This is a genomic window from Chondromyces apiculatus DSM 436, assembly GCF_000601485.1.
Taxonomy (GTDB): Bacteria; Myxococcota_A; Polyangia; order Polyangiales; family Polyangiaceae; genus Chondromyces; species Chondromyces apiculatus.
The window spans coordinates 79311-99651 of sequence record NZ_ASRX01000048.1 but is presented as its reverse complement, the minus strand read 5'-3'; the positions used below and the strand labels follow the sequence as shown (position 1 = coordinate 99651).

The window sequence follows — 20341 nt, the reverse complement described above, 5'->3', positions numbered from 1 at the left end:
GCAGCGCGCAAGGGCGTGGCCCGCGGCAAGAATGGCCATGGGGATGGGAAGAAGGCGGACGGCAACGGCACGCGCGGCAAGCAGGAGGCGAGCCGCAAGGCGTCCACCACGACGCGCTTCATGACGTCGTCGCAGCCGGAGCTGGACCGCCGTCAGCTCCTGGCGGCGCTCGTGGCGCTCAAGAGGGGCGACTTCTCGGTGCGGCTGCCCATCGATCTGGAAGGCGTCGACGGCAAGATCGCCGACGCCTTCAACGATGTCGTCGACCTGAACGAGAAGATGGCCAAGGAACTCGACCGGCTCGCGCGCATGGTCGGCAAGGAAGGCAAGATCGCGGAGCGCGCCTGGATCGGCGAGGTGAGCGGCGCGTGGGCCGACACCGTGGCCTCGGTCAACACCCTGGTCGGCGACCTGGTGCAGCCCACGAGCGAGATGGCGCGCGTGATCGGCGCGGTGGCCAAGGGCGACCTGTCGCAGACCATGGCCCTCGACGGCGGCGGGAGGCCGCTCGAAGGAGAGTTCCTGCGGACGGCGCGGACCGTGAACACCATGGTCGAGCAGCTCTCGTCGTTCGCGTCCGAAGTGACCCGCGTCGCCCGGGAAGTAGGCACCGACGGGAAGCTCGGCGGTCAGGCCAGCGTGCCTGGCGTCGCCGGTACCTGGAAGGACCTCACCGACTCCGTGAACTCGATGGCGTCGAACCTCACCGCCCAGGTGCGCAACATCGCTGCCGTGACCACCGCCGTCGCCAACGGCGACCTCTCCAAGAAGATCACCGTCGACGTCCGCGGCGAGATCCTGGAGCTGAAGGACACCATCAACACCATGGTGGACCAGCTCCGCTCCTTCGCGTCCGAGGTGACCCGCGTCGCCCGCGAGGTAGGCACGGAAGGGAAGCTCGGCGGTCAGGCCAGCGTGCCCGGCGTCGCCGGCACCTGGAAGGACCTCACCGACAACGTGAACTCGATGGCCGGCAACCTGACCTCTCAGGTGCGCAACATCGCCGCCGTGACCACCGCCGTCGCCAACGGTGACCTCTCCAAGAAGATCACCGTCGATGTCCGCGGCGAGATCCTGGAGCTGAAGAACACCATCAACACCATGGTGGACCAGCTCAACTCCTTCGCCTCCGAAGTGACCCGCGTCGCCCGCGAGGTAGGCACGGAAGGGAAGCTCGGCGGTCAGGCAGAGGTGAAGGGTGTCGCCGGCACCTGGAAGGACCTCACCGACTCCGTGAACTCCATGGCGTCGAACCTCACCGCTCAGGTGCGCAACATCGCCGCCGTGACCACCGCCGTCGCCCGCGGCGACCTGACCCAGAAGATCACCGTCGACGTGAAGGGCGAGATCCTGGAGCTGAAGAACACCATCAACACCATGGTGGATCAGCTCAACTCCTTCGCGGCCGAGGTGACCCGCGTCGCCCGCGAGGTCGGTACGGAAGGAAAGCTCGGCGGTCAGGCAGAGGTGAAGGGCGTCGCCGGCACCTGGAAGGACCTCACCGACTCCGTGAACTCCATGGGCTCGAACCTCACCGTTCAGCTCCGCGACGTGTCCAAGGTCGCCACGGCCATCGCCAACGGCGACCTGACCCAGAAGATCACCGTCGATGTGCGCGGCGAGATCCTCCAGATCAAGAACGTCGTCAACACCATGGTCGATCAGCTCAGCTCCTTCGCGGCCGAGGTGACCCGCGTCGCCCGCGAGGTCGGTACAGAAGGGAAGCTCGGCGGTCAGGCAGAGGTGAAGGGCGTCGCCGGCACCTGGAAGGACCTCACCGACTCCGTGAACTCCATGGGCTCGAACCTCACCGTTCAGCTCCGCGACGTGTCCAAGGTCGCCACGGCCATCGCCAACGGCGACCTGACCCAGAAGATCACCGTCGATGTGCGCGGCGAGATCCTCCAGATCAAGAACGTCATCAACACCATGGTCGATCAGCTCAGCCTCTTCGCGGCCGAGGTGACCCGCGTCGCCCGCGAGGTAGGTACGGAGGGAGAGCTGGGCGGTCAGGCCGTGGTGAAGGGCGTCGCCGGCACCTGGAAGGACCTCACCGACTCCGTGAACTCCATGGCGTCGAACCTCACCGCCCAGGTGCGCAACATCGCCGCCGTGACCACCGCCGTCGCCAACGGTGATCTCTCCAAGAAGATCACCGTCGATGCCAAGGGCGAGATCATGGAGCTGAAGAACACCATCAACACCATGGTGGATCAGCTCCGCTCCTTCGCCTCCGAGGTGACCCGCGTCGCCCGCGAGGTAGGCACGGAAGGGAAGCTCGGCGGTCAGGCCAGCGTGCCCGGCGTCGCCGGCACCTGGAAGGACCTCACCGACTCCGTGAACTCCATGGCGTCGAACCTCACCGCCCAGGTGCGCAACATCGCGGAGGTGACCACCGCCGTCGCCCGCGGCGACCTCTCCAGGAAGAGCACCGTCGACGTGAAGGGAGAGATCCTGGAGCTGAAGAACACCATCAACACCATGGTCGATCAGCTCAGCGCCTTCGCGTCCGAGGTGACCCGCGTCGCACGCGAAGTCGGTACCGAAGGAAAGCTCGGCGGTCAGGCCAGCGTGCCCGGCGTCGCCGGCACCTGGAAGGACCTCACCGACTCCGTGAACTCCATGGCCGGTAACCTCACCGCCCAGGTGCGCAACATCGCCGCCGTGACCACCGCCGTCGCCAACGGTGATCTTTCCAAGAAGATCACCGTCGACGTTCGCGGCGAGATCCTGGAGCTGAAGGACACCATCAACACCATGGTGGACCAGCTCCGCTCCTTCGCGTCCGAGGTGACCCGCGTCGCACGCGAGGTAGGCACGGAAGGGAAGCTCGGCGGTCAAGCCAGCGTGCCCGGCGTCGCCGGCACCTGGAAGGACCTCACCGACTCCGTGAACTCGATGGCGTCGAACCTCACCGGCCAGGTGCGCAACATCGCCGCCGTGACCACCGCCGTCGCCCGCGGTGACCTGACCCAGAAGATCACCGTCGACGTGAAGGGAGAGATCCTGGAGCTGAAGATCACCATCAACACCATGGTGGATCAGCTCAGCGCCTTCGCGTCCGAGGTGACCCGCGTCGCCCGCGAGGTAGGCACGGAAGGGAAGCTCGGCGGTCAGGCCAGCGTGCCCGGCGTCGCCGGCACCTGGAAGGACCTCACCGACTCCGTGAACTCGATGGGTGGCAACCTGACCAGCCAGGTGCGCGGCATCGCCAAGGTCGTGACCGCCGTCGCCAACGGTGACCTGAAGCAGAAGCTGGCCGTGGACGCGAAGGGTGAGATCGCCGCCCTCGCCGACACCATCAACGGCATGATCGACACCCTGGCGACCTTCGCGGATCAGGTCACCACGGTGGCGCGCGAGGTCGGTGTCGAGGGCAAGCTCGGTGGTCAGGCCAGCGTGCCCGGCGCGGCAGGTACCTGGAAGGACCTGACCGACAACGTGAACCAGCTCGCCGCCAACCTGACCACGCAGGTGCGCGCCATCGCGGAGGTGGCCACGGCGGTGACGAAGGGCGATCTCACCCGGTCCATCCGGGTCGAGGCGCAAGGCGAGGTGGCGTCCCTCAAGGACAACATCAACGAGATGATCCGCAACCTCAAGGACACCACGCTGAAGAACAGCGAGCAGGACTGGTTGAAGACCAACCTCGCCAAGTTCTCGCGCATGCTCCAGGGGCAGAAGGATCTGCTCACCGTCGGCCGGCTCATCCTCTCGGAACTCGCGCCCGTGGTCGGCGCCCAGCAGGGCGTCTTCTACACCATGGACACGAGCAAGGAGGAGCCGCTCCTCAAGCTCCTCGCGAGCTACGCCTACAAGCAGCGGAAGAACATCGACAACAAGTTCAAGCTCGGCGAGGGGCTGGTCGGGCAGTGCGCGCTGGAGAAGGAGAAGATCCTCCTCGTCAGCGCCCCCCCTGACTACATCACCATCACCAGCGGCCTCGGCGAGGCCCCGCCGGTGAACATCATCGTGATGCCGGTGCTCTTCGAGGGGCAGGTGAAGGCGGTCATCGAGCTGGCCTCCTTCGAGCGGTTCAGCCAGACCCACCAGGCGTTCCTCGACCAGCTCACCGAGTCCATCGGGATCGTGCTCAACACGATCGAAGCGAACATGCGCACCGAGGATCTCCTCAAGCAGTCTCAGTCGCTCGCCCGCGAGCTACAGAGCCAGCAGGAAGAGCTGCAGCAGACCAACGCGGAACTCGGCGAGAAGGCGCGCCTGCTCGCGGAGCAGAACGCGGAGGTCGAGCGGAAGAACAGCGAGGTCGAGCAGGCCCGCCAGGCTCTGGAGGAGAAGGCGCGCCAGCTCGCGCTCACCTCGAAGTACAAGTCCGAGTTCCTCGCGAACATGTCGCACGAGCTGCGCACGCCGCTGAACAGCCTGCTCATCCTCTCCGACCAGCTCTCCAAGAACATGGAGGGGAACCTCTCGGGCAAGCAGGTCGACTTCGCGCGGACCATCCACTCCTCGGGCAACGAGCTGCTCGCGCTCATCAACGACATCCTCGACCTGTCGAAGATCGAGTCCGGCACCGTGGTCGTCGACGTCGCGGAGGTCTCGTTCATGGACCTGCACGACTACGTGGAGCGGGCCTTCCGCCACGTGGCCGATTCGCGGCGGCTCGGGTTCGAGCTGGACTTCGCGCAGAACCTGCCCCGCTCGCTCTACACCGACGCCAAGCGGGTGCAGCAGGTCATCAAGAACCTGCTCTCGAACGCCTTCAAGTTCACCGAGCGCGGCAAGGTCACCTTCGGGGTGGCGCTGGTGCGCGCCGGGTGGGACCCCGACAACGAGCTGCTCCAGCGGGCCGGCACGGCGATCTCGCTCTCGGTCAGCGACACCGGCATCGGCATCCAGCCCGACAAGCAGCAGATCATCTTCGAGGCCTTCCAGCAGGCCGACGGCTCCACCAGCCGCAAGTACGGCGGCACGGGCCTCGGCCTGGCCATCAGCCGCGAGATCGCGCGCATGCTCGGCGGCGAGCTGAGGCTGCGCAGCACCCCCGGGCAGGGCAGCACGTTCACCCTGTTCCTGCCCCTCAGCTACGCGCCCGCGAAGCCCCGCAAGCGCGAGGCGATGGGCGACTCGCAGCCCGCGCAGCCGCTCCTCAGCGGCGACCTCGCGCCCCGCGCGCCCGCCGATCCGCCCCCCCACCTGGTGAACCAGATCATCGACGACCGCGCCTCGGTCCAGCCGGGCGACAACGTGGTGCTGATCGTCGAGAACGACATCAACTTCGCGAGCTACCTCCTCGACGTGGCGCGGGAGCACGGGTTCAAGACCATCGTGGCGTACCGCGGGTCCAGCGCGCTGGCCCTGGCCCAGGAGTTCCGCCCCGGCGCGCTCACCCTGGACATCAACCTGCCCGACGTCGACGGCTGGCGGGTGCTGGCGCGGCTGAAGCACGACCTGGAGACCCGTCACATCCCCGTCCTGGTGATCACCACCGACGAGGACCGCGAGCGCGCGATGCGCCTCGGCGCCCGCGAGGTGCTGCACAAGCCCCTCAAGGCGCGGGACGACCTCGATGCGGCCTTCAACCGGCTGCTCGCGTTCATGCGCACCCACGAGCGCACGGTCCTCGTCGTCGAGCCGGATCCCGCGGAGCGCGCCAGCATGACCAAGCTGCTCGCCGCCGAGGGGGTCACCGTCAGGGCCGCCGAGAGCGGCGGGGGCGCCCTCACCGCGCTCGCCGAGGCGACCCCCGAGGTGATGGTCACCCGGCTCGACCTCCCCGACATGCGCGCCTTCGAGCTGATCGATCAGCTCACCCGGAGCGGCACGCCGGTCGACATTCCCTTCCTCGTCTACACCCCCGGAGAGATCTCGCTCGCCGACGAGGAGCGCATCGGGCGCGTCGGGCAATCCGTCGTGCTCAAGCACGTGCGCTCCCCGGAGCGGCTCCTCGACGAGGTGTCGCTCTTCCTGCACCTGCCCTTGCCGACGCTCCCTGGCTCCAAGCAGGATCTGCTCACGGAGCTGCACAAGTCGAACAAGGTGCTCATCGGGAAGAAGGCCCTCATCGTCGACGACGACATCCGCAACATCTTCGCCATGACCACGCTGCTGGAGGCCCAACAGATGAAGACGGTCTATGCGGAAACAGGAAAGGCTGCGATCGAAGTGCTCGGTCAGACACCGGACATCGACGTCGTGCTCATGGACATCATGATGCCCGAGATGGATGGCTACGACACCATGCGGGCCATCCGCGCAGAGCCTCGCTATCACGCGCTGCCCATCCTGGCGCTCACCGCCAAGGCCATGAAGGGCGACCGCGAGAAGTGCCTGGAGGCTGGAGCCAACGACTACATCTCCAAGCCGGTGGACACCGAGCAGCTCCTCGCGGCCCTCCGGCTGTGGTTGCACCGATGAGCACCGCCAGCAACCCGTCCGGCAGCGGCACGAGGGTCTCCGGCGTCACCGCGAAGACGGAGGATCAGGTCTCGATCCTCATCGTCGACGACAAGCCGGACAAGCTCCTCTCGCTGACCATCATCCTCGAAGAACTCGGGCAGCACATCGTCAAGGCGATGAGCGGCCGCGACGCGCTCCGCCACGTGCTCCAGCAGGAGTTCGCGGTGATCCTGCTCGACATCAACATGCCGGGCATGGATGGCTTCGAGACCGCGGGGCTCATCCGGCAGCACCGCACCTCGCGGCACACCCCGATCATCTTCGTCACCGCCTTCGGGGAGGAGCCCAACGCCCTGAAGAGCTACTCCATCGGCGCCGTGGACTACATCCTGGCGCCGGTCGACGCGGAGGTGCTCAAGACCAAGGTCGGGGTCTTCGTCGAGCTCTTCAAGAAGACCGCGGAGGTGAAGCGGCAGGCCGAGGCCCTCGAGCGGCGCGCCGCGCAGCTCAACAAGCTCGCCAACGCCTCCATCGGCATCAACGCCTCGCTCTCCCTGGACGCCACGCTCCGGTCCATCACCGAGGCCGCGCGCGACATCCTCGAAGCGCGCCAGGCGGTCTCGGTGGTCACCCTCGGCCACCCCGGCGAGCGGCCCCGGACCGCGGTCTCCCTGACCGAGGACCTGGCCTCCGCCTACCGCGGCTACCGCCCGGCGCTCCGCACCAACCGCGCCCCGGGCGCCGGCCTCACCCGCCTGCACGACGTGCTCTACACGCGGAACCGCCCCATCCGCCTCACCGAGGCCGAGCTGAAGGACCACCCTGAGTGGCTCCCGGACGAGCCCATGGGGCCGCCTCTGCGCGGGGTGCTCGCCGCGCCGCTCACCGAGGTCACCGGCCGCAACATGGGCTTCATCCAGCTCTCCGACAAGGTGAACGGCGAGTTCACCGAGGACGACGAGGCCATCCTGGTGCAGCTCGCCCAGCTCGGCTCCATCGCCATCCAGAACGGCCTCAACCTGGAGGCGCGCGAGGCCAACCGGCTCAAGGACGAGTTCCTCGCCACCCTCTCGCACGAGCTGCGCACCCCGCTCAACGCCATCCTCGGCTGGACCCGCCTCCTCCAGACGACCCCCACCGACGCCGCCAAGCTCGAGCGCGGCTTCGAGGTGATCGAGCGCAACGTCAACGCCCAGGTCCGGATGATCGAGGACCTCCTCGACATCTCCCGGATCACCACCGGCAAGATGAAGCTCGCCGTCGCGACGGTGGAGCTCCAGCCCCTGGTCGAGGCGGTGATCGACACCCTCCGCCCCGCCGCCGAAGCCCGCGGGGTCGCCCTCCGCGCCGAGGTGGATAGCTGCGAGATCCAGGGCGACGTCGAGCGCCTCCAGCAGGTCTTCTCCAACCTGCTCTCCAACGCCATCAAGTTCACCCCCCGCGGCGGCAGGGTCGACGTGGGCCTCTCGCTCGGCGAGGGAGAGGTCACCCTCACCATCCGCGACACCGGCGAGGGCATCAACCCCGACTTCCTCCCCTTCGTCTTCGAGCGCTTCCGCCAGGCCGACAGCACCAGCAAGCGCGCGCAGGGGGGCCTCGGCATCGGGCTCGCGCTGGTGCGCCACATCGTGGAGCTGCACGGGGGCTCGGTGAGCGCCGACAGCGCCGGCCAGGGCCAGGGCTCCACCTTCACGGTGCGCCTGCCCTCCATCCCCTCGACCGCGCGCAGCGCCGTCGCCTCGGTCGAGAGGCCCAGCGAGGAGAGCGAGGCCAACCTCGAAGGGCTCTACGTCCTCGTGGTCGAGGACCAGGCCGACATGCGGGAGATCCTCGGCGAGGTGCTGCGCCGGCAGAAGGCGGAGGTCACCGCCGTGGCGACGGCCCAGGAGGCCCTCGAGGCCGTCACCCTGCGCAGACCCCACGTGCTCGTGACCGACGTGGGCATGCCCAACGAGGACGGCTTCGAGCTGATCCGCAAGCTCCGCAGCCTCGGCCCCAAGTCGGGCGGCGACATCCCCGCCCTCGCGCTCACCGGCTACGCGCGCAAGGAGGACCACGCCCGGGCCCTGGCCGCGGGCTTCCAGATGCACGCCTCCAAGCCCATCGAGCCCGCGGAACTCGTCGCTGCCGTCGCCTGCCTCGCGGGTGGCAGCGACATCGTGCGCGCGCTGGGGCGCGCCCCCCGCTACACCGGATCCTGACGTACGCGCGCCGCGGCGGCAGCGCCTGAACCGACCGGCACCTCACGAACGACGGAGACGTGGTGGCGAATGAAATCCCGGAATCAGTGCGGCGATTCGTGTCGATGCATGTCTCGTCCATCGAGCTCCTGGAAGTCCTCCTCCTCCTCCGACAGAGCGCCGACAAGGAGTGGCGCGCCGAGGACGTCGCCCGGGTGATCGGCTCCAGCATGATGTCGATCCGCGACCGGCTCGCGAACCTCTCGGCCCGCAACCTGGTGGCGGCCCGCGAGGGCAGTGACGACATCTGGTACCGCTACGCCCCGGAGGAAGACCTCGCGCGCGTCATCGAAGAGGTGGCCGCGCTCTACAAGGAGCGCCGGCTCACGGTCATCAACATGATCTACGCGCGGCAGGCCGCCGGTGACATCGAGTCGTTCGCAGATGCCTTCCGCATCTTCAAGAAAGAGGGCGACTGACCATGGCCGCTGCCGTGTACCTCCTCTGCGCGCTCACCAGCCTCGCCTGCGCCGTGCTGCTGCTCCGCGCCTACGCGAAGAGCCGGGTGCGCCTCCTGCTCTGGAGCGGCCTCGGGTTCGCAGGGTTCACCGTCAACAACGCCCTGCTCTTCACCGATCTCATCCTCCTGCCCACCGACATAAGCCTCATCCTCCCCCGCAACGTCGCGGCCCTGGCCAGCCTGCTGCTCCTCCTCTACGGCCTGATCTGGGACATGAGCGAAGGCCGGCGCGGGCGCGGCGGGGAGGCGTGACCGCATGCACCGCATGCACCGCATGCACCGTATGCACCGCATACATCCACTGAGGCTCGCCCCATGAACGAGTACATCGCAGGCGCTTCGACGCTCGGTTACGCCGTGGTGGCGATGTTCTTCCTCCGGTTCTGGAGGCAGACGTCGGACCGGCTCTTCGCCATTTTCTCCGCGTCGTTCTGGCTGCTGTGCATCGGCAGGATCACCGTCCACGCCGTCCGCGTCGCCGACGACCACCTCCACTACCTCTACTTGTTCCGGCTCCTCGCCTACGTCCTCATCCTCTACGCCATCATCGACAAGAACCGCGCGAAGCCCAGCGCGCGCCCCCCCGTGTCAGGCTGACCCCCGCGCCGCGCCGATCCTCCCTCACCGCGCCGACCCTCCCCGCACCGCGCCGTACCCCCGCCGATCCCCCCGCGCCCCGTTCGACCAGCCTTCATTTCGGGCCCACGGCCGAGTTCGCCCCGGGATACAGTGGTCGCCGATGAAGACCCTCGTCCCTTCGCTTTCCCTCCTCGCCCTGGCCCTCACCCTCGTCGCCCCGGCCGCGCGCGCCGATGTCGCTCCCGACCCCTGCGAGACCCTCAACGCCGGTGATGCCTGCACCCTGCCGGATGGCTCGCCCGGCGTCTGCGTGGACGAGGGCACGTTCAACATCTGCAGGCCCGCGGAGGGCGCCGGCGGCGGTGGCGGCGCTGGCGGCTCCGGCGGCACTGGCGGCGCTGGCGGCTCCGGCGGCTCCACGTCCAGCGGTGGCTCCAGCGACGACGACTCCGGGTGCAGCGTCAGCGCCCCGAGCCCCGTCAGGCCCCTCACGGGCGCCGGGATGGGCCTCGTCCTGGGCTTCGGCGCCCTCCTCCTCGGCCGCCGCCGTCGCCGCGGCTGACGGCATCCCTGGACCCGGACGCTGCCGCGCGGAGTCCACCTCCTCCGGCAGCGCCCTCGGACCTCCCTCCGCTCGGCCTCCCTCCGCTCGGCCTCCCTCCCCTCTCCCCCCCTCCAGTCCCCGTGCTCACCTCCTGGTTCTCCGCGTTCTTCTTCACCCAGTGCGTGGAGATGCCCATCTACGCCCGCCTCGCCAAGGCAGGCTGGATCGCTGCCTTCGGGGCCAGCGCCCTCACCCACCCCATCGTCTGGTTCGTCATCCCCTCGTTCTTCCCGGGGAATTACTGGCGCATGGTGGCCGTCGCAGAGGCCTTCGCCGTCATCGCCGAGGCCCTGTACCTGCACTTCGGTTTCCGGGTGAAGCGCGCCCTGCTCTGGTCCCTGCTCGCCAACGCCACCAGCGTGACCCTGGGCTTCCTCAGCCGACACTTCTTCGGCTGGCCCTGACCCGCGTCACCGCGCGCCTCCGCGCCCGTCCTTGCCCGTCCCTGCAAGCTCTCTACCCGCAGGCGTCCCCTCCCCTGCCTATGCAATGTCCCGGCCAGAAGTCGAGATTGCATCGGCGTCGAGATGAAAGACAAAACGGGAATGATGGGGCCCCGTCCCACACGCACTTCACCAATTTCCTTGCGTGAATGCGCGCATTGTTGGCAGCGCGCAGAAGGAACAACGCTAGGATGGTCGGGCCATCGCGTACCCGGTATCCCTCAGGAACCGGATGCGAAATGGCAGATGGCGCCCCACATGGGAAGAATGTCCCATGATACCGCACGCTTCCACCCCGTGATCGCTCCTGGTCGTTCGAGAGACGGTTCGACTCCCAGCGGATCAGAACGCATAAGGATGATCGGCCGAACAACAGACCGAGCGGGGTGGTCAAGACGATGCGGGATAGCGACGAGGAGTGCGACGCCGTTCCCCTGTGCGTGAAATCTCACGTCATCGTGATGATACGCATTACGGGAGGCGCGCAGATTTGAGACGATTGGGCGCCTCGTGCGTTTTATGACCCTTCGAACCTGAGCGAGCCTAATGACGCCGGATTCCACGAACGCTTCGGTTGGTATCACGGGCCCGGGACAGCAGCACGGCGCGCCGCTGGAGAGACCGGCCCTGCTCGTGGTGGAGCATCCTCCCCCGGATCCAAGGCCGCAAGCTCTGCGCGGTGGGGCAGGCGTGGACCGCGGCAGGAAGGCCGCGGACGACGTGGCCGTCCTCTTTGGCTCCTCCCGATTCCGTGCCCTCGCCGACGATACCCTCAAGGACGAAGACAACGCGGCGTGGGTGCTCGATCTCCCCGAAAATGCGCGGCAGGCGTGGCTCTCGCGCATTCACTGGATCCGCCTGGTCGATCGTCTGGCCGAGAATGAGCGATTCGAGCCCGAGAGCCGTCGGTTCCGACACTTCCTCGAAGCCTGGCAAAGGCTGCGCCAGGGCGGAGCCGTCGATCCCTCGGATCCTTTTGCACGCGAGCTCACGAGCCTGCGCAGCGCCTGGCTCACCCCTGGGAGCGAAGCGCCCGGTGCCCCCGCTAGCCATTTCGCCCCGCGCGTGGTGGCGGCCTGGGACGCCTACCTGAAGGCGCTGGAGGACTATCACACTCCCGAAATGCGGCTGCAGACCCTGCGTGAGCACGACACCATGCTTTACCGTCTGAGCGGCCGCATCTTCCAGCTCGTCCCCTTCCTGACGGACACCCACTGGGAGGCCGCGGGAGAGTTCGGGCGCCTCGACCAGTTCTTCAACAACCTCCGCGACCTCCAGGAGGATGCCGAGCACGGCATCTGCTATCTGCCCACCGACGTCCTCCGCAGGTTCGGCGTGACCCACGAGGAGGTGCTCTCCGGCCGGTGTGCCTCCGGCGCCCCGTACCGCGCCCTGATGCGTTACTGGCTCAACGAGCACCTGCCCACCCTGCGCGCGCGGGCGCTCCCCTTCCTGGAAGCCGAGGGCCTCGACCCCTCGCTCCAGATCATGCGCACCTGGTCCCTGCGTCGGCACGCCCGCATCGAGCGCGTCCTCCGCGCCGTCGACCTCGACTACCGCCGCTTCCCCAGCCGATACTGGGCCGAGGTCCGCCACGACCTGCTCGTCAGCCGCGCCCGCACCATGACCACCCAGTTCTGACGTCGCACCCGGCACCCGGCACGTCGCACCCGGCACGCGGCGCGCGGCGCGGCGCTCAGCCCGCGTAGCGGCGCACGGTCGACAGCAGCACTTCGGGGTCGAAGGGCTTGCCGAGCCAGGCGTCGGCGCCCACCTCGGCCGCGCGCCGGTGGGCGTCGGCGGCGGCGGTGAGCACGATGATCGGCGCCTGGTGCCCGTAGCGCACCTCCAGCTCCCGCGCGAACTCCGGCCCGTTCATGACCGGCATTTTCATGTCGAGCAGGATCACGTCCGGCAGCACCCGTGCCAGCGCGTCCAAAGCTTCTCGCCCGTTGCCCGCGATCTCCACGGCATAGCCGTCGCCCTGGAGCAGAATCGAGACCAGCGCGACGAGATCCTCGTCATCCTCGATGACGAGGACTCTTTTTGCCTGCTTGCCCATCAAGACCTCACCCGTGGGCCGGCTCGCTCTCTTCGAGGGGCACCGCAAAATGGAAAACGCTCCCCCGGTTCTCCTCGCTCTCGAACCACATCCGCCCACCCTGGCGGGTGATCATGTCCCTGGCCAGGAAGAGCCCCACGCCCATGCCGCCGTAATCGTGTGGGGTATCGGTGTGGGCGCGGAAGAACCGATCGAAAATACGATCCTGCTTGGCCGCAGGAATACCGATGCCGTGGTCCCGAATGGATACCACCGCCATGGGCCTCGCGCCATCCTGCGCATTCCCGCGGCCCACCTCGGCAGGGGCAATCGTGACGCTCACGTCCACCTCGCCGCCCTCAGGTGAATACCTCACCGCATTGTCGAGCAAGCTCGCCAGCACCTGCCGCAGCCGCTCCCCGTCGCCCCGGGCCACCACCTGCCTACCCTCCGGCAACTGGAGGTTCAGGCGATGACGCGCTGCGGTGGCCGACACCCGCGTCACCGCCCCGGCCACGAGCTGCCCGAGGTCCACCGGCTCCAGGCTCACCGCGAGCTGGTCCAGGGTGATCTGCGAGATGGCCAGGAGGTCGTCCACGATGCGGTTGATCCGGTCGGCACCCCGGTCGATCGCCTCCAGCATCTGCCGGCGCGCCGGGGGCATGTCGGTGTTGGCGCGGAGCAGCGCCAGCGCGTACCCCTTCATGATCGCCACGGGCGTCTTCAGCTCGTGGGCGCCCACCCGGATGAACTGGTCCTTCACCAGCTCCAGCTCCCGCGTCTCGGTCACGTCACGCGCCACGGCCACCGCCCCGAGCACCGCCCCTTCCACGTCCCGGATCGGCGCTGCGCTCGTCAGCAGGTACACGTCGCGCCGGGTGCGCGCGTTGGTGAGCACCTGCTCCTCGCCCGCGATGGTCTCCCCCGCGAGCGCCCGGATCATGGGCAGCTCCTCCCGCGTGAACTCCCGCCCCTCGCGGTTCCGCATCGGCGCGAGCGCGTTCATCGCCTCCACCGAGCGCGCCGGCACCGGCAGCTCTCCCTCTGCCGCCTCGGTCTTCGGCCGCGTCGGCAGCGACGACAGCCCCAGCAGGCGCAGCCCCGAGGCGTTCACCATGGTCAGCTTGCCCTCGCTGTCACACGCGAACACCCCCTCCACCAGGTTGTCGAGCATGGCCTGGAGCTGCGCGGCCCGCTGCGCCGCGTCTCCGAGGAGCCGCTCCCGCTCGGCGAGGTAGCTCCGGATCCTGGCGCTCGACTCCTGAAGCCGATCCACCATGGCGTTGACGCCCCCGGAGAGCGCCCCGATCTCGTCCTTGAAGTGGATGGGGATCCTCTCGAGCCGCTCCGCGTCGCCGCGCTGGATGATCTTGTCGATCACCGCCCCCACCTGCCGCAGCGGCGTGGCCAGCGCCCCCGCGATGAACCCCGCGCACACCGGCGCCCAGCTCACCGCGACCAGGGAGAACACCACCAGGCTGACCAGGCTGTCGGTCTCCGCGAGCCGCCCCACCTCCATCAGCACCATCGCGATCATCCAGCTCGTCGGCGCCACTGCCAGGCACACGCTGAGCAGCACCAGCCGCGCTGCCAGCGAGAAGCTCCGCCCCGGCACCGACAGCCCCCGCTCCCGCGCCACCAGCGAGATGTGCCCCGCGGCCGGCGAGAGCAGGCGCCCGAGGATGCTGTACGCGAGCGGCATCGCCGCCGCGAAGAGCGCGATGGAGAACAGCACGAGCCCCACCAGCACCTGGGTCCCCGTCGGCGGGAGGCTCGGCGCCAGGCGCGGCAGCGCCGCCGTCACCGGCGCATAGAACAGCGCCCAGCTCATCGCCCAGAGGAGCGAGAACGTGAGCGGCGTCTCGTAGGCCGCGCGCCCAGCGTCCAGGATCAGCGAGGAAGGCGCACTGCTCGCGTAGGGTCCCGCGGGGCGCTCCGCACCGCCCGCGCTGCCGACGCCGCCGCCGCTCACGCCATCGGCACGCGCGGACCAGGTGAGGCCGGCGTCGAACCCGCGCAGCCGCTCGATGGGGCCGAGCATCCGCATCAGCAGCACGATGAGCGTCACCGACTTGAGGAGGTAGAGGGCCCCCACGGCCATCAGCACCCGGCTCTGCTCGACGGGATCGCCGATGTCCAGCAGGCGCAGGTAAGCGACAGGCACGAGCAGGCTGAAGGGAAGCTCGATCCCGAAGGCGTAGGCGACGATGCGCAGGCGGAACAGCGAGCGAGGCCTCATGCGACCCAGCGACAGGTTGTCGAGCGGCGGACGCTTCGGCGGCGGTTCTGGCGGCGGCTCCGGCGGCGGGGGCGGCGCGACGCGCAGGTGGACGGCCGACGAGGCGCGCACCCGCGTGGCGCTCTCCTCGCCGCTCCCACGCCCGGCGCGGATAGGAGCGTCCTCGTCGCCCTCCTCCTCCGCTGCCATGCGTTCCACCATCGCGCCCCTGCCCACCTTCGCCCCCTTCATCGCGGGCGCGCCACTCCCTGGTGGCGGCCCGCCCAGGTGAGATGTCGCGGCAGGCTGCTTGGGCGCTCTTTTTGAGCGCCTCCTTCCGCCAGTGGAGGACACTTCCTGGAGAAAAGGAAACCTTTCGATCACCGACCCTGAAAGCCTGCCATCTCCAGCGCCGCAGGCCACCACGCGGCTCCTCGACGGACCGACCCCTCCCCGGCACTCCCGCACCCATCCCGCACTGGACGGCCGGTAGCTCTCAGGCGTTCCCGGAGCCGCGCTTCCCCCGCTGCCGCAGCGCGCTACGCCCGATCACCTGCAGGATCCGCAAGAGATGCCGGGGGCGCAACCCGCTCGCCTCGCCCCGGTACACCGGCCGCACCGGCACCTCGACGATGGGCAGCCCTGCCGCGGCGAGCGAGAGGATGAGGTCGTTGGGGTATCCGTACCTCGGCCACAGCGCGTCGAGATCCAGGGCCCCGATCGCCCGCGCCGAGATGGCGGTGTACCCGCACTGGCTGTCCGAGAGCGCGGCGAGCCCCCCGACCCTGCGCGTCACCGCCGCCAGCGCCGCTGTCCCCGCGAGCCTCCCGAGCGGCATCACCCGCCACACGTCCGGGTGCGCCTGCCGGTTCCCCTTCACGTAGTCGGCCTCTCCGCGCACCACCGGCCCCACCACGCGCGGCAGGTCCCGGGGATCCATCTGCCCGTCTCCCGCCATCACCGCCACCACGTCCGCGCCGAGCGCCACCGCGCGCCGGTATCCGGTCACGATCGCCGCGCCGACCCCGCGGCACGCGTCGTGGGTCACCACGTCGAGCCGCGCGTCCCCCGCGGCCTTTGCCGCCGCCGCCGTCCCGTCCCCGCTCGCGTCGTCCACCACGATCACGTGGTCCACGAACGCCGGCACGCTGGCCACCGCCTCCCCGATCCACGCGGATTCGTCCCGCGCAGGGAGGACGACCGCGACGCGCGCGCCGAGCATCATGGCGCGGAGCACCCTAGCACCTCGGGTTGGCGTCGCTGCAGCGCGCGGCTACACCGCAGCCATGAGCACCATCCGCCGCGTCTCCCCCGAGGAGGCCAGAAAGCTCGTCGACGACGAGGGCTACCTTTACGTCGACGTCAGGAGCGAAGCCGAGTACGCCGCGGGCCACCCCGCGGGCGCGCAGAACCTCCCGTTCATGCACGTCGGCCCCGGCGGCATGCAGCCGAACCCTGACTTCATCACCACCGCCGAGGCCCTGTACCCCCGGGACGCCAAGCTCGTCCTCGGCTGCCGCTCCGGCCAGCGCTCGCTCCGCGCCGTCGAGGCGCTCCTCAACGCCGGCTACACCAGCATCGTCGACCAGCGCGCCGGCTTCGAGGGCCGCCGCGACATGTTCGGCAAGCTCCTGGAGCCCGGCTGGAGCGTCACCGGCCTGCCCGTCGCCCAGTCCACACCCGGCGGCTCTTACCCCGAGCTGCGCAAGAAGGCCGGCCTTTGAAGCCCGCCGCGTCTCAGCGGGCGCGCTCGTAGTCGAGCGCCGCGTCCTCCACCACGTCCCAGTCGCGCGCGGCGCGCTCGGCCTCGGCGACCAGCTCCGCCGTGAACAGCGACATCCCCCAGATCCCGTTCTCGCGCCGCCGGAACGGGTAGCGCGTCCCCCGCGCCGTCTCGATCGTCGCCCGCTCGCCCGCGACCTCCACCTTGGCCATCCCGGACAGGTCGCGGCGCAGCCGGCTCACCCAGCCGAGTCGCATCGCCATCTCCACCCACACGTCGGCCCCGTCCGGCGCGTCCGCAGCCGCGCTGTACGCCGCCACCAGCCTGCCGCGCTCCGGCTCCGGGTACGCCTCCGCCACCCTGTCCCGCGCCTTCTTCCGGTAGTCGCGGATGGTGTACGCCGCGTGCTGCGCCCGGTCTTCCAGGTACGCGAAGCACGCCCGTGGATCGCCGCGCCCGATGCTCCGGGCGATGCGCAGGTACGCCCCCTCGGGCGTGGTGTCCGAGGGGAAGCCGAAGAACGTCTTCCAGGCGAGCCCACCGCCGACGGCGAGGGTGGCGAGGGTGCCAGTGAAGGCGAGGGCGGTGCGGCGCTTCATCGTTCGGGCACTTCGGGCACTTCGGGCACGTCCGCCGCCCCCCCCGAGCGACGCCGCACGCGCGCATCCCTACCACACGCCGCGAGCCCGGCCACGGCCCGCGGCATTCCGTGGCATGCTCCCCCACCGCCCGTGATCGACCCTGTCGCGCTCATCCCGGCCCCCCGGTCCATCCGCACCCGCCGCATCCCGCGCTGCACCGCCTGCGCCTTGCCGCCGCCGCTCTGCCTCTGCGCGGCCCTGCGCGACCTCACCGTCACCCCCCGCACCCAGCTCGCGCTGCTGATGCACCCCAGTGAGCGCTTCAAGAGCACCAGCACCGGCCGCCTCCTCACGCGGGTCATGCCGACGCTCCACCTCCGCCTGCGCGGCACGCCCGGGCTCCCGCCTCCCCCTCCGTTGCCCGAGGCCCGCCGCCTCGTCCTCTTCCCCGACCCCACCGCCCCGGTCCTCACCGCCGACATGGCCGCCTCCGGCCCCGTCGTCCTCCTCGTCCCCGACGGCACCTGGCGTCAGGCCCGCCGCATCACCCAGCGCGACCCTGACGCCTGCCTCGCCGAGCGCGTGAACCTCCCTCCCGGCCTGTCGAGCCGCTACGGCCTGCGCCGCAACCCGCGCCCGGACACCCTCTCCACCTTCGAGGCCGCCGCGTGCGCGCTCGGCATCCTCGAAGGCGAGGCCATCGAAACCCGGCTCATGGAGGCCTTCGACCTCTGGGTGGAGCGCTCGAAGCACCTCCGGGACCACGGTGAGCGCATCGCCGCCGCCTGCCGCTCCGGCGCCTGAACCATCACCCCCCTCTGCTCGGGCGGACCGGAGTTCCCTCCCCACGGCGACACCTTCGGTCCGTCCGGGATTCCGTCGTCACGTCACGGGCACCACGGGGGCTGCGTGGTGGTCCGCCTCACGTGCGCAGCGTGGCGAGCACGGCGTCGCAGAACCGACCGGCGGCTCCGGAGTCCACGGCCTGGATGAACAGATGCGGCTCGATGAGCTCCAGTTCCACGAGCTGGAGCTGACCGTCGCGCAGGAATCCGTCCACGCGTGCATAGGTCGGGCGACCCGGCATGGCCCGCAGCGCGGCTTCGGCCTGCGCCACCACGGCCGCGGAGGGCGCGACCTGCGTCACCGTCGCGCCGTGGTCGGGCTGCGAGCGGAAGTCGCCGGGCTTCGGCAGCTTGCACACGGCGTGGCTCACCTTGCCGTTGAAGAACAGGATCGACCACTCGCCGTCGCGTGGGATCTCCTCGAAGAATGGCTGCACGAGGAGCCCCGAGCTGCCCAGGATCTCCTCGACGAGCGCGAGCACCTCGGGGCCGGGCGGCGCGTCGGCCACGAGCGTCCGCGCGGCGTTCGCGGAGATGGTCGGCTTCACGACGAAGCGCTGGTAGCCCGCCGCGGCGATCTCCCCGGCGAGATCGGGGCGGCTCCCCCTGGGGAAGTGGAGGAACGGCGCCACGGCCACGCCCGCCGCGCGCAGCTCGCACAGGTAGGCCTTGTCCACGTTCCAGCGCAGCACCGAGGGCGGGTTGAGGAGCCGCGCGCCGCGCGCCTCCAGCTCGTCCACCCAGGCGAGGAAGGCGCGCGCGTCCTCGTGGTAGCCCCAGCAGCCGAGGGGCAGCACGGCGTCGAAGCTCGCCCAGTCGACGGACGGGTCGGGGGCCGCGATGACGTCGAGCGTGGCCCCGCGCGCGGCGAACGCCTCCTTCAGGGTGGAGGACTCGTTGTAGGCCGAGAGGGCAGCGTAGGCGCGGTAATACGGGAAGGCGACGAAGGCGATGCGCACGAGCGCGTGGCTAGCAGCGGATCACCAGCGGTGGCAAGGGCGCACGCGCGACGGCCGGGCAAGACAGGGGGGAGCGACGGGGCATGGTAGGCTCGGGGCGTGCACCGCGCCGTCGTCGCCCTGTCCTTGCTGCTCACGGGCTGCAGCCTGTTCGTCGACCTGGAAGCACTCGACAGCGCCAGCGCAGGCTCGGGCGGCGCGACGGCGACGTCGGGCAGCGGCGGGGGCGGCGCAGGGGTGACGGGCCCGGGCGGGAGCGGCGAAGCAGGGGGCGGCGGGAGCGGCGAAGCAGGGAACGGCGGCACGGGCGGCGGCGAGGCGCCCCTCACGCAGTTCGTCGATGACTTCGAGCGCGCCGACGGAGACGCGCTCGGCAACGGCTGGACCGAGAAGAACTCCGAAGCGTTCCGGATCACGGGCGGGACCGTGATCAAGGACGCGACCATGATGTCGGTGTTCAGGAACAACCTCGCCTCCAGGCCTGCGTCGGAGGATCAGCGCGACGTCGAGGTATCGATCGAGTTCCGGCCCACCACCGACGCGTTCCAGTACCCGCAGCTCTTCCTGCGCGGGCAGCGGCTGTCGCTCGACACCTCGAACAACTTCCACGCCTACGTCCTGTATGTCGGCTACCAGATGACGGGCGCCATGCTCGGTTACCAGGATGGCGAAGGCGATGTACAGGATATCGCGAGCCTGGCTGGGACCTACGACTTCGAATCCGGCGCCGTCTACCGCCTCACGCTGAGCGCAGTCGGGGAGGTCCCGCAGCTCACGGCTTCCGTCGAGCGCCGCAACGGCAACGACTGGGTGATGATCGACAGCGTGAGCGGCATGGATCCACGCGCGCTGCCGCTCACCGGGCCAGGCGCGATCGGCTTCAGCGCCCACATCGGAGGAGGTTGCGTCTACGACAACTTCTCCTGGCGCGCGCTGCCCGCGACGCCGTAGCGGGACCAGCGCACCGCCGAACCTTGGACGAACGCTGACGCCCGGGGGAGGGTACCGACGGAGCGCGGACGAAAACCTTGCGCCGCGCACCGACGGATCCGCTCCGCGCAGCACGTATGGAAGATCAATCGCGTGGGGGTGCAGCGCGCGTGTCGAAGGTGTGGCTCACGGTATGGGCTGGGGTCGATCACGCAGATTTCAAGGCCTGGCGATGCGGTTGGCAAACGTGACAAATCCCGCGAGAGGATGGTGATTCCCAGTTCCCAGAGCAGACGAACCGTGGCAGCTTGAACTGGTCAGGCACTCGGATCGGTTCATCCGGAACGCGCGGGCGCCT

The 20341-nt window shown here is 69.5% G+C and carries 16 protein-coding genes; 11 read left to right on the top strand and 5 right to left on the bottom strand.

The window, feature by feature from the left end:
- Window positions 1-120: 120 nt before the first annotated feature.
- The 8 genes from CAP_RS27210 to CAP_RS27175 all read left to right on the top strand — a co-directional run bounded on the left by CAP_RS27210 (window position 121) and on the right by CAP_RS27175 (window position 12327).
- A complete protein-coding gene (locus CAP_RS27210; protein WP_044246334.1) occupies window positions 121-6378 on the top strand; it encodes a HAMP domain-containing protein in 6258 nt (2085 codons plus the stop codon).
- A complete protein-coding gene (locus CAP_RS27205) occupies window positions 6375-8561 on the top strand; it encodes an ATP-binding response regulator (protein ID WP_044246282.1) in 2187 nt (728 codons plus the stop codon). Before CAP_RS27210 ends, CAP_RS27205 begins: the two co-directional genes overlap by 4 nt.
- A 104-nt stretch (window positions 8562-8665) precedes the next feature.
- On the top strand, window positions 8666-9019 hold the full coding sequence (locus tag CAP_RS27200) for a hypothetical protein (RefSeq protein ID WP_044246280.1): 354 nt from the start codon (window positions 8666-8668) through the stop codon (window positions 9017-9019).
- Between the two features lie 2 nt (window positions 9020-9021).
- A complete protein-coding gene (locus CAP_RS27195; protein WP_044246278.1) occupies window positions 9022-9312 on the top strand; it encodes a DUF5985 family protein in 291 nt (96 codons plus the stop codon).
- A gap of 63 nt (window positions 9313-9375) precedes the next feature.
- Window positions 9376-9657 (top strand): DUF5985 family protein, encoded by a 282-nt coding sequence (locus CAP_RS27190; RefSeq protein WP_044246277.1) that lies wholly within the window; start codon window positions 9376-9378, stop codon window positions 9655-9657.
- A gap of 142 nt (window positions 9658-9799) precedes the next feature.
- Window positions 9800-10201: an MYXO-CTERM sorting domain-containing protein gene (locus CAP_RS52620; protein ID WP_044246275.1), complete on the top strand. Its 402-nt coding sequence runs from the start codon at window positions 9800-9802 to the stop codon at window positions 10199-10201.
- A 122-nt stretch (window positions 10202-10323) separates the two neighbouring features.
- The gene (locus CAP_RS27180; RefSeq protein WP_044246274.1) at window positions 10324-10647 is read left to right on the top strand and encodes a hypothetical protein; all 324 of its coding nucleotides are present in this window, start codon (window positions 10324-10326) and stop codon (window positions 10645-10647) included.
- Window positions 10648-11376: 729 nt separating this feature from the next.
- Complete coding sequence (locus tag CAP_RS27175) at window positions 11377-12327, top strand: squalene/phytoene synthase family protein (RefSeq protein WP_044246331.1); 951 nt, start codon at window positions 11377-11379, stop codon at window positions 12325-12327.
- Between the two features lie 55 nt (window positions 12328-12382).
- Here the strand turns inward: CAP_RS27175 and CAP_RS27170 are convergent, their stop codons facing one another.
- From CAP_RS27170 to CAP_RS27160, 3 genes are all read right to left on the bottom strand, one after another.
- The gene (locus CAP_RS27170) at window positions 12383-12748 is read right to left on the bottom strand and encodes a response regulator (protein ID WP_044246272.1); all 366 of its coding nucleotides are present in this window, start codon (window positions 12746-12748) and stop codon (window positions 12383-12385) included.
- 7 nt (window positions 12749-12755) lie between these two features.
- The gene (locus CAP_RS27165) at window positions 12756-15155 is read right to left on the bottom strand and encodes a HAMP domain-containing sensor histidine kinase (protein WP_231511722.1); all 2400 of its coding nucleotides are present in this window, start codon (window positions 15153-15155) and stop codon (window positions 12756-12758) included.
- 286 nt (window positions 15156-15441) lie between these two features.
- Entirely contained in the window at window positions 15442-16170 is a 729-nt protein-coding gene (locus tag CAP_RS27160) for a glycosyltransferase family 2 protein (protein ID WP_044246326.1), read from the bottom strand.
- Window positions 16171-16231: 61 nt separating this feature from the next.
- Here CAP_RS27160 and CAP_RS27155 point away from each other — a divergent pair, with 61 nt between their 5' ends.
- A complete protein-coding gene (locus CAP_RS27155) occupies window positions 16232-16669 on the top strand; it encodes a rhodanese-like domain-containing protein (RefSeq protein ID WP_044246324.1) in 438 nt (145 codons plus the stop codon).
- Window positions 16670-16682: 13 nt separating this feature from the next.
- On the opposite strand, the gene CAP_RS27150 is transcribed toward CAP_RS27155, so the two are convergent.
- On the bottom strand, window positions 16683-17267 hold the full coding sequence (locus tag CAP_RS27150) for a hypothetical protein (RefSeq protein ID WP_044246270.1): 585 nt from the start codon (window positions 17265-17267) through the stop codon (window positions 16683-16685).
- Window positions 17268-17399: 132 nt separating this feature from the next.
- On the opposite strand from CAP_RS27150, the gene CAP_RS27145 reads away from it, so the two are divergent.
- Window positions 17400-18053 carry a tRNA-uridine aminocarboxypropyltransferase gene (locus CAP_RS27145; protein ID WP_052376030.1) on the top strand — a complete coding sequence of 218 codons (654 nt, stop codon included), beginning with the start codon at window positions 17400-17402 and terminating at the stop codon, window positions 18051-18053.
- Window positions 18054-18171: 118 nt separating this feature from the next.
- Here the strand turns inward: CAP_RS27145 and CAP_RS27140 are convergent, their stop codons facing one another.
- Window positions 18172-19053 (bottom strand): ATP-grasp domain-containing protein, encoded by an 882-nt coding sequence (locus tag CAP_RS27140; protein ID WP_052376028.1) that lies wholly within the window; start codon window positions 19051-19053, stop codon window positions 18172-18174.
- Between the two features lie 99 nt (window positions 19054-19152).
- Here CAP_RS27140 and CAP_RS45615 point away from each other — a divergent pair, with 99 nt between their 5' ends.
- Window positions 19153-20004, top strand: coding sequence for a hypothetical protein (locus tag CAP_RS45615; protein ID WP_052376026.1), 852 nt, complete (start codon window positions 19153-19155; stop codon window positions 20002-20004).
- Window positions 20005-20341: the final 337 nt, after the last annotated feature.